The sequence below is a fragment of the Erythrobacter sp. HI0063 genome (genome assembly GCF_001635685.1).
Lineage (GTDB): Bacteria > Pseudomonadota > Alphaproteobacteria > Sphingomonadales > Sphingomonadaceae > Qipengyuania.
Genome location: NZ_LWFF01000330.1, coordinates 11,946 through 25,551 on the forward strand (window position 1 = coordinate 11,946; position 13,606 = coordinate 25,551).

The window sequence follows — 13,606 nt, forward strand, 5'->3', positions numbered from 1 at the left end:
GGGCTGCCTCTATGCCTGTCGATGGTTAACGAAGCGTAAGGGTGCTCAGTCCGCTTTGGCGCCGCTCTCGCCCTTGGCGCGCAGCACGCGCCACACGATGAAGGCACCGAGCGCGCCGCCAGCCAGATTGGCCACGAGTTCTGCCGCGTAAATCGCATCGGCGCCCCACGATCCGCGCAGCAGCCAGGCAAAAGGCATCATGACGAGGAAGACACGCGCGAAGCTCTGGAGCAATGCGAGGCTTGCCTTGTCGACTGCGTTCAGGACACCGTTGGCGGTTATCAGCAGGCCGAACCCGGCATAGCCCCACACCGCGATCTTCAAATAGGCATCGAACTGGGCGACGACCGCCGGATCGTCGCTGAACAGACCGGCGAAACGTTCGCCGAATCCGAAAAGGACGAGGGCAATGGCAAGGCCGTAAGCCACGCAGAAGCCGAAGGCGTAGCGGACGGCGCGCCGCGCGCGGTCAAATTGCGATGCGCCCCAATTCTGGCCGACGATGGCTCCGATCGATCCCGACAGAGCGAGCAGGGGGACGGTGGCGAAGCTCTGCAATCGGCCCGCCGCACCGAAGCCCGCCACTGCCGCCTGCCCCTCGATCGCGACGAGCGCGGTGAGCACCGAAAGGCCGATCGGATTGATGGAATTGGAGAACGCCGCAGGTGCCGCCACGCGCGCGATCGCGGCGAGCGGCGCGCCGATGCGGCCTTCGCGAATGAGAGCGGGATTGAGGGGAAGGTCGGTCTTGCGGATCAGATAGAGGCCCAGCACAATGGCGATGGCCCAGCCGATCAGCGTGGCATAGGCCGCGCCGACGATGCCGAGCCCCTCGATACCGAAAGCCCCGGTAATCAGGATCGGATCGAGCACCCAGTTCGCCGCCGCGTAGCAGATCGAGATGTAACTGGTCTTGCGCGCCTCGCCCTGGCCCCGCAGCGTGCCGTTGATCCCCATGATCGTCATCAGCAGCGGAAAGCCGAGAGCGAAGGGCTGCATATAAGTGCGGATGAAGGGCAGCGTCGCTGCGTCCGCATTCATCAGCGCGAATAGCGGATCGAGCAGCGCGAACAGTGTCAGCCCCAGGACCACGCCGACCGTGACCGCGAAGACCATGCCGAAATTGGCCCGCCGCGCCGCCTTGTCCCAATCCCCTTCGCCGAGCGCACGCGCGACGACCGAATTGATGCCCACCATCACCCCCACGCCCATGCTGGTGAGCGCAACGCTGATGGGAAAGATGAAGGAAATCGCCGCCAGTTCGGTCCGGCCGAGCTGGCCGATGAAATAGGCATCGACCAGCCCGATCGACATGATCGCCGCGACGCCGATAATCATTGGGGTGGTCTGGGTGACGAGATGGCCCCGAATGCTGCCGCGCGTCAGCTTGCCGCGCGTGTCTTGGGGCCTATCTTTCATCGAAGGGCGCCTAGCCGGGGTGTGAGAGATAGGGAAGCGGCGATCTTGCCCGATCATGGCGCGCCGTGCGAAAGGCCGAGAGGTTACAGGACGAGGAGCGCGGCGTGTCCCGAATGACGGTGAACGGCCGACCGGTCGAATATCTAATGGATGCGGAAACGCCCCTCTTATGGGCGCTGCGCGACGCGTCCAATTTGACGGGCACGAAATATGGCTGCGGCAATGGCGATTGCGGCGCCTGCATGGTGCATGTCGATGGCGAGGCGCTGCGCGCCTGCCTGATTACGATCGCCGAGGCGGAAGGCCGCTTCGTCACCACGATCGAGGGGCTGTCGCGCGATCGCTCGCACCCGGTGCAGCAGGCGATGGTCGCGGAACAGGCGATCCAGTGCGGTTTCTGCACACCCGGCATCGTCATGGCCGCCGCCGCGCTACTCGCCGATAATCCCGCGCCGGACGAGGCGGCGATCAAGGCCGCCATACCCAATATCTGCCGCTGCGGCATCTATCCGCGCCTGGTCCGAGCGGTGGAGCGGGCCGGGCGCGTCGCGCGCCGTCAGGAACGCGTCACTGCCGCGCCCCCTCCGGGTATCGGTGCCGCCGATGCGGCGCGGGAGGAGCCTGCGCTGACGCCGCCACAGCGTTAGCGCGAAGCCCGCCGACTACATTTCGAACCGCACGCCGATCCGGGCGGTGAAGGGATCGCCCGGCTGGATGTTGTTGTTGCCGTGCGCGGACGGATAATAGTCCTCGTCGAAGAGGTTTTCGATATTGAGCTGCACGCCGACCCGGTCGGTCAGCGTCACATAGGCGGCGGCATCGACCCGCCAATAGCTCGGCAGAACCACCGTGTTGCTGAAGCTGGCGAACTGTTCGGACTGGTGAATTACGCCCAGGCCCACGCCGAACTTCTCGGTCAGGTCGAAGCGGTTCCAGGCCGCGATCTGGTGCTTGGGCAGTTGCTGCAGGCGCGCGCCTGCGGTGCCGAAATCGGAGTCGTTGCGCAATTCGCCGTCGAGATAGGTGTAGCCGATATTGGCCTGCCAGAAGGACGCGATCTCGCCAACCGCGCTCAGTTCGAACCCTTCCACCCGGCTTTCGCCCGCCAGCACGGTCAGGCCGGACCCGCTGGGATCGGGCGCCTGCGTCTTGGTGCGGTCGAGCCGGAAGATCGCGGCGGTGACGAGCAGATCGTTCATCGGCGCGACTTTGACGCCGAGCTCGTAATTGGTGAATTTCTCCGGATCGAAACGCGCATCGCCGGGCGACAGGATCACGAATTGATCGCCGGCCTGCGGCAGGAAGCTTTCCGCATAGCTCGCATAGACCGACACGCGCTCGCTCGGCTTCACGATCAGCCCGGCGCGCGGGCTCACCTTTTCGTCCACCCGATTGCCGGGAACGCCCGAAATCAGGTCTCGCGTATCGAGATCGAAGCGATCATAGCGCAGCCCCGCGACGAGTTCGACCACGCCGCCGATTTCGAACTGTTCCTGCACATAGGCGGACAGCGTTTCGAGCTGGCTGTCGCGCGAGCGCGAAACCGGGTTGAGAGAGAAAGCAGGCAGGGCGATTACATCGGCCAGCGGAGCAGTGTTGCCTGACGCGAAGGACACTGTCCGACGCGCGTTCACCGTATCCTGGCTGCCCGCCTCGACGCCGAGCAACAGTGTCGATTCGAAGCCTTCGCCTGCGGTTTCCCATACGAGATTAGCCTGGCCGATCAGATTCTCGCGATCGGTCGCATCCTCGTATCCGCCGAAGGAAACGGTGGTGCCGTTCGTGCCGGAAGGGACGATGTTGGCGTAGATCTTGTCGTAATCGGCGTATTGCACGGTGGCGTTGGCGGACAGGCCGGGCGCGAATTCGTGCGTCAGGCGAACCCGCCCGATATGCGTTTCGGCGCTGGCGCGATTGAAGTCGGGATCGCCGAAGAAGGTCTCGTCATAACCCATCAGCGGGCGCCCGCCGAGGGAGGGGACGCCGCGATCGGTGACGCGGGCATCGTCGTCATAGGTGTAGGTCGCGTAGAGGCGGGTCTGCGGGCCGAGCGCGGCGGTCAGCGTCGGCGAGACTCCGATGAAGCGGCCTTCGTAGAAATCGCGATCGTTGTCGAATTCCTCGTACGTCGCGTTGAGGCGCAGCGCGACATTGTCGCCGAGCGGCTGGTTCGCGTCAGCCAGAATGGCGAAGGCGCCGAAATTGTCGACCGAAGCCTGGCCACCGATACCCGAACGCCCGAGCATCGCGGTCTTCGATACGCGATTGACCGCGCCGCCGCCCGCGCCACGCCCGAAGATCAGGGCATTGGCGCCCTTCAGCACTTCAACTCGCTCGATATTGTAGAGCGAGCGGTAATATTGCGCGTCGTCGCGCAGGCCGTCGATATAGAAATCGGCGGTCGATTCCTGGCCGCGAATGAACACTTCGTCGCGGTGGCCTTCGCCGCTTTCCATGCTGACGCCGGGGACATAGCGCAGCGCCTCGTTCAGCTGGCGGATCGACTGATCTTCGAGCTGGTCTTCGGTGATGAAGCTTACGCCCTGGGGAACGTCGATCAGCGGCGTCGGAGTCTTGGTGGCGGTCGATCCGTCCTCATTGCCATAGCCTTCGCGCTTGCCGCTGACGACGATTTCGGCAGGGAGGTAGGTGCGCTCGGGCTGGGCTGCGGCGTCCGCGCTGTCTGCGCTGTCTGCAAGGGCAGGCGATGCCGCGAGTGCGGTTCCGAGAAGGAGCGCGGAGCGAAGGGCGGAGTGCCGCATGAAAGAATATCCCGTCTGTAAGCTGCAACGATCGCCGGTGCTGCTATTGAGAGCTATTCGCATTTGCAAGTGCTGTCTTGTCAATCTCCCGGGAAAACTTCGCTGAATGCTCTTTCAGTGATCGTCTGGCTCGATTAGGCGGCTGAGCACACCGACCGCGCATTCGCTAAAGGAGGACACGATGAACGCGACGATCTGGCACAACCCGAAATGCGGCACATCGCGCAAGACGCTCACGATCCTCGAAAACCTGTCGCAGGTCGAACTGATGGTGATCGAATATCTGAAGGAACCGCCCTCCGCCGCCAAGCTGGCGCAGCTTTACAAGGATGCCGGGATCTCGCCGCAGGAGGGATTGCGACTGCGCGGTACCGATGCCGAGGAACGCGGCCTGCCCCAAGCTTCGGACGACGAGGTGCTGGCCGCGATGGTGGCCGACCCGATCCTCATAGAACGCCCGCTGGTCGAAACCGAAAAGGGCGTGCGCCTGTGCCGGCCGCAGGATCGGGTGCTGGAAATCCTCTAACGGTTGCGGGTCAGATCGCTGTCCTGTTGCAGGGCGAAGAAGCCGTAAGCGAACACGATCAGGCACAGCGCCACGATCAGGCCGAAGCCCAGCCAGTCCGAATGGCCGTATAGCCAAACGCCGAGCGCGGGCGCGTAGATATAGCTCGCTCCTGCGACCGAGGCGGTGATTCCGGACGCCTGCCCCTGTTCGGCGCGCGTCACCGCCAGCGATGTGCCCGAGGTCGATCCGGGCCGGAACAGGCCGAAACCGAGCGAGGCGATCGCAAAGGCAAGTGCGATGGTGTGGATCGTGCCTGCCACGGCCAGCATGGCGACACCGAAGGCGGCAATTGCGATGCCCGACAGCGTCGCGGCGCGCGGGCCCAGATTGAAGCGCGGGATCAGGCCCCATTGCGCCAGCAGCGTGGCAATCGCGCCCGCCATCAGCACCAGGCCGATCGGCCCCGTCCCTTCGTCCGGCGTGGCGCGCAGGCCCAGCCGGTCGAGCACGAGAAAGCCTGCGATCCCCAATACCATCGCCTGGGCATGCCCGCCGATCAGGCCGGTTATGACCCATGGGCGCAAGCGCGCTTCGAACCACCGAAGCTTATGCGGCTCGACATAGGGCTCGTCCTCGTCCTCTTCCGAAGTCTCGACGGGATCGGCGGTCGGGCTGCCGGAATAGGGCGTTTCGTACATGCCTCCTTTGGCGGCGAATTGCGGTTCGTCGTTCGGCAGGCGCAGGCGCAGGGCAATCAGCGTGGCGACGCCCATAAGGGCGAAGATCACGAAGGGACCGGTCAGGCCGACGCCCGGAAGCACCATCAGCGGGGCGAGCGCAGGCCCGATCACCGTGCCCAGCCCGAAGCTCGAGGCGATCAGCGACAGCGCCTGCGTGCGTTCGGCGCGCGGTGTGCGGCTGGCGACATAGGCCTGCACCGCAGGGGGCGCCGCGCTGCCGAAACCGCCGTAAAGGCTGCGCGCGGCAGCGCACAGAATCAGCGCCCAGAACGCGGTCAGATAGCCCGACAGGCCCAGCCACAGCATCAATCCGCACAGCGAGAAACTGATTGCGAAGCCCGTAAGGCCCAACGCCATCATCGCCTTGCGGCCCCTGCGGTCCGACCGGCCCGCCCAGAACGGGGCGCAGACCACCCACAACAGGGCCGACCAGCTATAGGCGAGGCTGATCCACACGTCCGCGATGCCCAGCGCGGTGCCGATGGAGGGCATGACCGACTGCATCGCGGTGTTGCCTGCCGCCGTCGTCAGCATGACCATGAACAGCAGCGCCATCCGCCCCCTGGGGATGGAGCCGGGAAGGGCGGGTGGAGGAGGAGCCGCGGAAGGGCCGCGATCGCTTTCGGACATGGCTTGCGGCGCTACGCCCGGCGGGCCATGCTTGCAATGCTGCATCGAAACTGTATCGCTGCGCGCCTACCGGGCCGTGCCCGACCGTCGATAAGGGTCTATTCTTTGAGCGACAATTCCGGAGCCCGCGCGCTTCCCCGTGGCGATATGAAACGGCGCGCCGCGCGGCTGTTCGGCCAATGGGGCGTGTTCTTCCGCGGCTTTCTCCAGCATCCCAAGATGGTCGGTTCGATCATCCCATCCTCGCGCTTCACCATCGAAAAGATGCTGGCGCCGGTGAAGTGGGACGAATGCGATCTGTTCGTCGAATACGGCCCGGGCGTCGGCACGTTCTGCCAGCCCGTGCTCGATCGGCTGAAGCGCGACGGGGCGCTGATCGTGATCGATACCAATCCGCTTTATATCGACTATCTGAAGAAGACGATCCGCGACAGCCGCTTCCAGGCGGTGCTGGGCTCGGCCGCCGATGTCGAGGAGATTGTCGCGGCACATGGGTACGAGCACGCCGATTACGTGCTTTCGGGCCTGCCGTTTTCGACTCTGCCCGACGGAGTCGGCCCCGCCATCGCGGCGGCGACGCACCGGGTGCTGCGCGTCGGCGGAGCGTTCCTGGTCTATCAGTTCTCGGACCGGGCGCGCGATTTCATGGCGCGCCATTTCCGCCACATCGACAGCGGTTTCGAACCGCTGAACGTGCTGCCCTGCAAGCTGTTCTGGGGCTGGAAGCGCGCCGACGACTGATCGGCCTCGCCCGGCTCAGTCCTCCCGCGTGGTCGGCACCGTCGCGGTAGCGGCGGGCCCCGACAGGCACCGGTGCAGCGATGCGAGCACCGCATAGGCGACGCAGGCGAAGCCGACATTGATGAGCGAAGAGATCAGCGCCTGCCCGATCAAAGCGACATGCTCGCCGCCCAGCGCAAAGACGAGGCCGAATACGAGCGTCGCGATCATCGAAAGCACGGTGAAGGCTGCGACGAGCAGAAGATAGAACAGGAACAGCCGGAAGCTGTTGCCCTTGGTCAGGCGCCACGACCGACCCAGCGCGGTGATCGGATTCATGATCCGCTCGATCGCGATCGCTGGCGAACTCATCGAGAATTTGACCAGCAGATAGAGCGTCACCGGCAGCATCAGCAGCCCGAGCAGGCCGGCGATCCCTTCCGATCCGATTGCCGCGCCCAAAGCAACTCCGATGGTGGGCGGCGCAAGAATTGCGAATCCAGTCAGGATCTGGGCTCCGATCTGGGTCGGGAGGAATCGCAGGCCGCGCCCCATCGCATCTCCCACGGTCGGGCGATCGCGATCGCCGAGTATCGCCAGCAGGGCGATCGAGCCGATCGCCTGGATCAGAGCGAGCAACAGAAGCGCCCACCAGTATTCGGCATAGAATGCGACGATCATTGCGGACGCCGCATCCATGTCGGGCTCCGCCCCGGAAGCGCCCGCCTGGCCCATCGGATCGGGTAGAAAGAGCGCGAAGGCGAGATACGGGACGAAGAAGAACACGCCCGCCAAAACCAGCACCATCTCGCGATTGGCTGCCAGCATCTTCATCGCGCCATCCCATGCGGCGCTGAGGTCGAGTTTCATTCCATATCCTTAGGCTTGCGTTTCCCCTTGATAAGCGTGCCCGCCATTGCCACGCAATCGCCGATGTCCGATCGCTGGCCCGAAACCGTCGAAATCCGTCGCGAAAGCGAGCAAGTGCCCTATCGCGATGCGCTTGCAGAAATGGATGTGCGCAATCGCGCGATCGCGGCGGGCGAGGCGCCGGAACTCGTCTGGCTGCTGGAGCATCCCCCCGTCTACACCGCCGGCACCAGTGCCGCGCAAGACGAACTGCTCGATCCGCGTTTCGAAGTGGTCGAAGCGGGGCGGGGCGGACGCTACACCTATCACGGACCGGGGCAACGGATCGGCTACGTCCTGCTCGACCTGACGAAACGCGGACGCGACGTGCGGTGTTTCGTCCACGCGCTGGAAGGCTGGGTGATCGCGACCTTGGGCGATATCGGCGTCGAGGCGTGGCGGGCGGAAGGACGGGTCGGCATCTGGTGCCACGATCCGAACCGGCGCGAGGCCAAGATCGGCGCGATCGGCGTGCGCGTGCGGCGCTGGGTCACGATGCACGGCTTTTCCGTCAATCTTACTCCCGATCTCTCGCATTTCACCGGAATCGTGCCGTGCGGGATCGAGGAATTCGGCGTCACGAGCCTCGATGCGCTCGGCATCGCGCTTGCGCCCGAGGCTTGGGATGAGGCATTGCTCGCGCGCGGACCGGATTTCCTCGCCGCGCTGGAAGGAAAAGAGTGCTCCCTGCCATGATCACGCGCCCACTCGCTAAGTTCGCCGCTCTCGTGACGGCCGGTGCTTTCCTCGCCGCGTGCGAGAGCGAAAGCGCGCCGCCGCCCGTCGAAGACGATGGCCGCGCCACGGCGGAAGGCGAAGTGCTGGGCGGCACGATCAGCGACGAGATGCTCCCGCTCGACACGCTCCGTTCGCAATCGCCGCCCCAAGGGTCGGGTTCGGGCTCGGGGGGCTCTTCGGCGGAAGGTTCGACCGAGGTCGAGACGGATGCGGCCAGCGAACCGGAGGAGGCGGTCGAGGCCGAGGTCGAGCAGGCGGAGTAGCCCGAAACGGGCTTCCCCACCGAGCCAAGCCCGGCGGGGAAGCGATACGGCTATTCGCCCAGTTTCGGGTAGTCGATATAGCCTTCCGGCCCCTTGCCGTACCACGATTGCGGCACGCCCTTGTTCGGTGCGATCTCCGCGCCGGTGCGGAAGCGTTCGGGCAGGTCGGGGTTGGAAATGAAGTCCCGCCCCCAGCTGACCGCGTCGCAGCGTCCGGCTTCGATATCCGCGACCGCTTCGTCCGCGCTGTAATCGCTATTGAGCACCAGCGCGCCCGAATAGATATCGCGGATCAGCGGGCTCTGCTTCGGCACGTCGGTATTGCCGAACGTGCCTTCCGGGCCCGGCTCGCGCAGTTCAAGGAAGGCTAGGCCGAGATCCTCGACCACGCGAGCCGCCGCGCCGAAGGTTTCGGCCGGATTGCTGTCGTCGCAGCCCTGCGTTTCGCCATTGGGGGACAGGCGCACCCCGGTGCGGTCCGCGCCCCAGACGCCCACCAACGCTTCTAGTACTTCGCGCAGAAAACGCGTGCGGTTCTCGGCGCTACCGCCATATTCGTCCTCGCGCAAATTGGTGCTGTCGCGCAGGAATTGATCGACAAGATAGCCGTTCGCGCCGTGCAGCTGCACGCCGTCGAACCCGGCCTTCTTGGCGTTTTCGGCGGCCTTGCGATAATCGTCGACCACGCGCGCAATTTCGTCGGTTTCGAGCGCGCGGGCCGCTTCGTAATCCTTGCGCCCTTCGAAAGTGTGCGCATGGCCGGGGGCCTTGGTGGCGCTGGCGGAAACGGGAGGTTTTCCGCCGAGGAAATCGGGATGGACCAGGCGGCCCATGTGCCACATCTGGAGCACGATCTGGCCGCCTTCGTCGTGGACGGCCTTCGTCACCTGCTTCCAGCCTTCGGTCTGCTCCTCGCTCCAGATACCCGGCGCGGCGGGCCAGCCTAGGCCTTCCACGCTGATGCCGGTCGCTTCGCTGATGATGAGACCGGCGGACGCGCGCTGGCGGTAATAGGTCGCCATCATCTCGTTGGGGATCGAACCGGGCTGAGTCGAACGGCCGCGCGTGAGAGGCGCCATCCAGATGCGGTTCTTCGCTTCGAGCGCACCGAAGCGCAGGGGCTGGAACAAGGTGTCGTGCATGGGGACCAAATCCTTTTTGCTGGTCATGTCTGGCAGGGGAGCTAGGGGCCGGTCATGGGCGACACAAGCGACGCGGCGGACAAGAATGCCTTTCAGCCCGGTGCATGGCATTTCGTTGCGCTGCTGGGCGGAAACGTGGCGCTGGCGCTGGGGCCGTGGCTGGTGCGGCTGGCGGATACTGGCCCGGTCAGCGCCGGGTTCTGGCGGTTGTTCCTGCCGATCCCTCTGATCGCGCTGTTCGCCTGGCGCGAGAAATCGCGGCATCCGATCGATCGGCGCGTCGCGCTGCTGGCGGTGGTGGCGGGGGTGTTCTTCGCGCTGGATCTTGGCAGCTGGCACCTCGGAATCGAGCGCACCCGGCTCGGCAATGCGACACTATTCGGCAATGCGGGCAGCGTGATCCTGATGGTGTGGGGCCTGATCGCGCTGCGCCGCGCACCGACCGGGCGTGAAGGACTGGGCATCACGGCGGCGCTGGCGGGCGCGGGTATATTGCTCGGGCGCAGCCTCGAGATATCGACACAGAGCGCGCTCGGCGATCTGTTCTGCCTGTTTGCTGGGGTATGCTACGCTTTCTACCTGCTTCCGGCGCAGAAGGCGCGGGCGAAAATCGGGCAGTGGAGCGTACTGCTCCTGGTCTGCATCACCGCTGCACCGCTGCTGCTCCTGATCGCAATCGGGTTGGGAGAGCCGGTTTGGCCGGGCGATTGGACGCCGGTCGTCGCGCTGGCGATTTCGAGCCAGATCGTGGGGCAAGGTCTGCTGGTCTATTCGCTCGGTCACTTCCCGCCGCTCGTTATCGGTCTGGCGCTGCTGACCCAGCCAGCGATCGCGGCGGCGGTCGGCTGGTTCGCGTTCGGAGAGACTTTGGGCGGGCTCGATATCGTCGGGATGGTTTTGGTCGGGGCGGCGCTGCTGCTGGCGCGGACGGCGAAGGCGGTTCCGATCCGCGCGCGCTAGCGCTTCACCGCATTGATGAAGGTCTGATAGCGCGCTTCCACCGCCAGCAGTTCCGGCCCGGCGAGGTGTTCGCGCGCCTGGCGGACCAGCCTTTCCCCCTCGCGCCGGATCTCGGTGCGGCGGCTCTCGTCGTCGAGCGTCGTTGTGGCGTCTACCAGCGTGTCGAACATGACGAGCGTTGCGATCCGATTGGTGGCGACACCGCTGCGGATCGCGCCGAAGCCGCGCGCGAGGAAATGTTCGAAATCGTCATCCAGCAGGACGAGGTGCGGCTCCTCCCCGTCCTCGGCGAAACTGCGCGTCAAATTGCGACGCGCCAGTTCGGCGGTCGCCGCGCCTAGCCAGTGGATGGCGGTTATGGCCGTGAAGGGATCGTTGATGCCGGGCGACAGGGCGCGCAGCCCGATCTCCACCAGCTCGTCGATCAGGAACTGCATGTCCTGCGAGGGCGTGCGCATAGCGCCCGTTCCGAAGCAGGCGCGCACTTCGTCGTCCGGGCAATCTTCGATCGCGTCGAGGTCCGACCAATAGGCGAGCGCGATCGAGGGGTGAACGAAATCGCCCGTCCGTACCGCCAGATTGAGCTTGCCGTTTTCCTTGCGGGCGATGCGTTCGAGCGCTTCGAACTGGATCGCTTGGACATACCCCGTCTCGTGCGCGATGATCGGCACGCCTTCGGGTGCGTTCAAGGCACGCTCGCCCCGGTTTTCTTCGGGAAACAGGCGCTTGATATCCCTGAGCAGGCGCCCGCCGATCCCTTCCAGCACCGCGTTGACGCGGATCGAGGCGGGCACGTGATTAAGGAAATAGACCAGCACCGCGATCGACAGCAGCATCAGCACGAATGCCGTCAGCAGACTGATCTGCGGCACGAAGCCGGACATGGCGGTCGGTTCGGTCGCGAAGAGCGGCGTTTCCTCCGCCTTCCTCACCGCGCGCAGCACCGTAATCGCATAGACGAACGTGCCGATGAAGGTCGCCAGGCTGAATTGATTGCCGCGATCTTCCATGAAATTGGTAAGCAGGCGCGGCCCGTAATTGCCGCTGGCATAAGCGACGGAGGCGATCGTGATCGAGAACACGGTCGACGCCACGCCGATCATCGTGCCCGCAATCACGGTCAGCATATTGATCGCCCCATCGGGACGCGCAGGCTGGAGCCAGCTCGTCTGGGAGACCACATCGGACCAGCCATTGCGGTCGAGCCACAGAGTCGCGGTGGCCGCTGCGAGCGCCAGCAGCGAAAAAACGGCGGGCAGGAACCAGTAGCTCGCATTGATGCTCTGCCAGATCGTCTTGAGACGTGCCATCATGCGAGTTGCCCTGCGTCGATCGTATCGGCTGCTCGATCGTCGGTGGCAGCGGCGTCCCGTCCGGCCATGCGCATCGGCTTGAATCCTTCGAACGCGGCTTCGATGTCGCGGCGATCTCGTGGATATTGAGCGCGCGCGGCGGCATGTTCGGTCAGGGATTTCGCTTCGTCGTAGAGAAAGTCGATCAGAGCCTCCTGGCGCTTGTCCGGGTCTTGGGCGAACAGCGGTTCACAGATGCGGCGGTAATTGTCGGTCATACGGATCGCAACCGATGGATAATCGGCGGCGGCCTGACGGAACGCGGCGAGCGGGTCTGCGAACAGGCCGCGAAAGTCCTGTCCCGGCAGCTCGAACTGTGGGCAGTGGGCACGCGCGGGTATCTTGTCGGCATCGACCCAGTTTCCGCTATGCCCCGCGATCACTTCGGCCAGCGAATCCGCTGCGGCCAGCGCGGTGTAGAAATCGTTGATGGCGGGCGACAGGGCCCGCGCCGCGATCTCCACCAGCAGGCGGATCTGGAACACGGTGCCCTGGCTGTTGCTGCGAAACGGACCGATGGGAATGCTCTTCACGACGCTTTTGGGATTGTCGAGCCGATGTTCGAGCGCGGCGACCGGTTCCCCCGCCAATACGTGCTGCCCCGGCGCCACGCAGATGCGGACGATACCGGGATGATCCTTCAGCGATTTTTCCAGCTCATCCAGATCGACGCCTTCGACATAGCCGCTGCGCGGGGCGGGCAGAAGCTGCGCGAATTCACCGGTGAAGCGTTCCACGCCGATAACGTCGATCGACGGCGTGCGGGCATCCTTGGCGAGCGCGTCGATCGCCTTGTCGATGAACATGGTGCGACCCAGATCGTGCAGCGCCACGGCCAGCATGGCCAGATTGACTGCCAGGAGGGCGAGCATCACCGTGATGGTCGCAAGCGGTGTCTGCGCCAGATCGGCCTCGGAATCGATCGCCGCCAGCGTCAGGACTGAAAACAGCGTCGTGAAGGTCAGCCCTGCGATCGAGACTTGGACCAAGCGTTTGCCCAGCCAGCGATCGATCAGTCTCACGCCGAGATTGCCCGCCGCGAGCGTGAGCACCAGTAGCGAGATCGAGAAGAACAGCGTCAACAACGCGGCGTCGATCCCTGCGACGATGCCGGCGGTTTCCTTCGCCGCATCCGCCGTCGTCACGGGGGACAGGCCGTTGTCGAGCATCCAGTCGGTCAGCCCGTTGCGGTCGAAATGCAGGATCGCGCCGAAAGCCAGCGGGGCCGCCACAACCGCGCAGAGTGCCAGGAACCAGTAATTCGCCACCAGCCGGTGGAGGATCCAGCCGAACAGACCGGTAATCGGATTTCCTGAAAGCATCGCCCGGCCCCCTGTTATCGCACGCTTGCGAGGAACCTAACCGCGCAGCGGGGATTTGGTTGCCGCATACCCTGTGTCTCGTCCTCCAAGCGGGGCGGCCTTTCGGTGGGAAGGGCACGCGGTCCTGTTTCGTCAACCTTC

The 13,606-nt window shown here is 64.9% G+C and carries 13 protein-coding genes; 6 read left to right on the plus strand and 7 right to left on the minus strand.

Going from position 1 to position 13,606, the window contains the following annotated elements; all coding sequences use genetic code 11:
* Positions 1–45: 45 nt before the first annotated feature.
* On the minus strand, positions 46–1,419 hold the full coding sequence (locus A3736_RS13935; RefSeq protein ID WP_067684179.1) for an MATE family efflux transporter: 1,374 nt from the start codon (positions 1,417–1,419) through the stop codon (positions 46–48).
* Between the two features lie 104 nt (positions 1,420–1,523).
* Between A3736_RS13935 and A3736_RS13940 the strand changes: the two genes are divergently transcribed.
* A complete protein-coding gene (locus A3736_RS13940) occupies positions 1,524–2,066 on the plus strand; it encodes a (2Fe-2S)-binding protein (protein WP_067684182.1) in 543 nt (180 codons plus the stop codon).
* A gap of 15 nt (positions 2,067–2,081) precedes the next feature.
* Here the strand turns inward: A3736_RS13940 and A3736_RS13945 are convergent, their stop codons facing one another.
* Complete coding sequence (locus tag A3736_RS13945; RefSeq protein ID WP_067684185.1) at positions 2,082–4,181, minus strand: TonB-dependent siderophore receptor; 2,100 nt, start codon at positions 4,179–4,181, stop codon at positions 2,082–2,084.
* Positions 4,182–4,362: 181 nt separating this feature from the next.
* Between A3736_RS13945 and arsC the strand changes: the two genes are divergently transcribed.
* Positions 4,363–4,707: an arsenate reductase (glutaredoxin) gene (gene arsC, locus A3736_RS13950; protein ID WP_067684187.1), complete on the plus strand. Its 345-nt coding sequence runs from the start codon at positions 4,363–4,365 to the stop codon at positions 4,705–4,707.
* Here arsC and A3736_RS13955 read toward each other — a convergent pair.
* On the minus strand, positions 4,704–5,984 hold the full coding sequence (locus tag A3736_RS13955; RefSeq protein WP_067684189.1) for an MFS transporter: 1,281 nt from the start codon (positions 5,982–5,984) through the stop codon (positions 4,704–4,706). The genes arsC and A3736_RS13955 overlap by 4 nt on opposite strands.
* Positions 5,985–6,206: 222 nt before the next feature.
* Here A3736_RS13955 and A3736_RS13960 point away from each other — a divergent pair, with 222 nt between their 5' ends.
* Positions 6,207–6,800 (plus strand): class I SAM-dependent methyltransferase, encoded by a 594-nt coding sequence (locus A3736_RS13960; protein ID WP_067684257.1) that lies wholly within the window; start codon positions 6,207–6,209, stop codon positions 6,798–6,800.
* A 15-nt stretch (positions 6,801–6,815) separates the two neighbouring features.
* On the opposite strand, the gene A3736_RS13965 is transcribed toward A3736_RS13960, so the two are convergent.
* Positions 6,816–7,649 (minus strand): glycerophosphoryl diester phosphodiesterase membrane domain-containing protein, encoded by an 834-nt coding sequence (locus tag A3736_RS13965; RefSeq protein ID WP_067684192.1) that lies wholly within the window; start codon positions 7,647–7,649, stop codon positions 6,816–6,818.
* Between the two features lie 63 nt (positions 7,650–7,712).
* On the opposite strand from A3736_RS13965, the gene lipB reads away from it, so the two are divergent.
* Positions 7,713–8,384: a lipoyl(octanoyl) transferase LipB gene (lipB, locus tag A3736_RS13970; protein WP_067684195.1), complete on the plus strand. Its 672-nt coding sequence runs from the start codon at positions 7,713–7,715 to the stop codon at positions 8,382–8,384.
* Complete coding sequence (locus tag A3736_RS13975; RefSeq protein WP_067684198.1) at positions 8,381–8,689, plus strand: hypothetical protein; 309 nt, start codon at positions 8,381–8,383, stop codon at positions 8,687–8,689. The genes lipB and A3736_RS13975 overlap by 4 nt, the downstream gene beginning before the upstream one ends.
* Before the next feature lie 50 nt (positions 8,690–8,739).
* Here the strand turns inward: A3736_RS13975 and A3736_RS13980 are convergent, their stop codons facing one another.
* Complete coding sequence (locus A3736_RS13980) at positions 8,740–9,831, minus strand: alkene reductase (RefSeq protein WP_067684201.1); 1,092 nt, start codon at positions 9,829–9,831, stop codon at positions 8,740–8,742.
* Positions 9,832–9,885: 54 nt separating this feature from the next.
* On the opposite strand from A3736_RS13980, the gene A3736_RS13985 reads away from it, so the two are divergent.
* Positions 9,886–10,791: a DMT family transporter gene (locus A3736_RS13985; protein ID WP_067684205.1), complete on the plus strand. Its 906-nt coding sequence runs from the start codon at positions 9,886–9,888 to the stop codon at positions 10,789–10,791.
* On the opposite strand, the gene A3736_RS13990 is transcribed toward A3736_RS13985, so the two are convergent.
* Together A3736_RS13990 and A3736_RS13995 are read right to left on the minus strand one after the other, a co-directional pair.
* A complete protein-coding gene (locus tag A3736_RS13990; protein WP_067684208.1) occupies positions 10,788–12,104 on the minus strand; it encodes a DUF2254 domain-containing protein in 1,317 nt (438 codons plus the stop codon). The genes A3736_RS13985 and A3736_RS13990 overlap by 4 nt on opposite strands.
* Positions 12,101–13,465, minus strand: coding sequence for a DUF2254 family protein (locus tag A3736_RS13995; protein ID WP_067684211.1), 1,365 nt, complete (start codon positions 13,463–13,465; stop codon positions 12,101–12,103). Before A3736_RS13995 ends, A3736_RS13990 begins: the two co-directional genes overlap by 4 nt.
* Between the last annotated feature and the right edge of the window lie 141 nt (positions 13,466–13,606).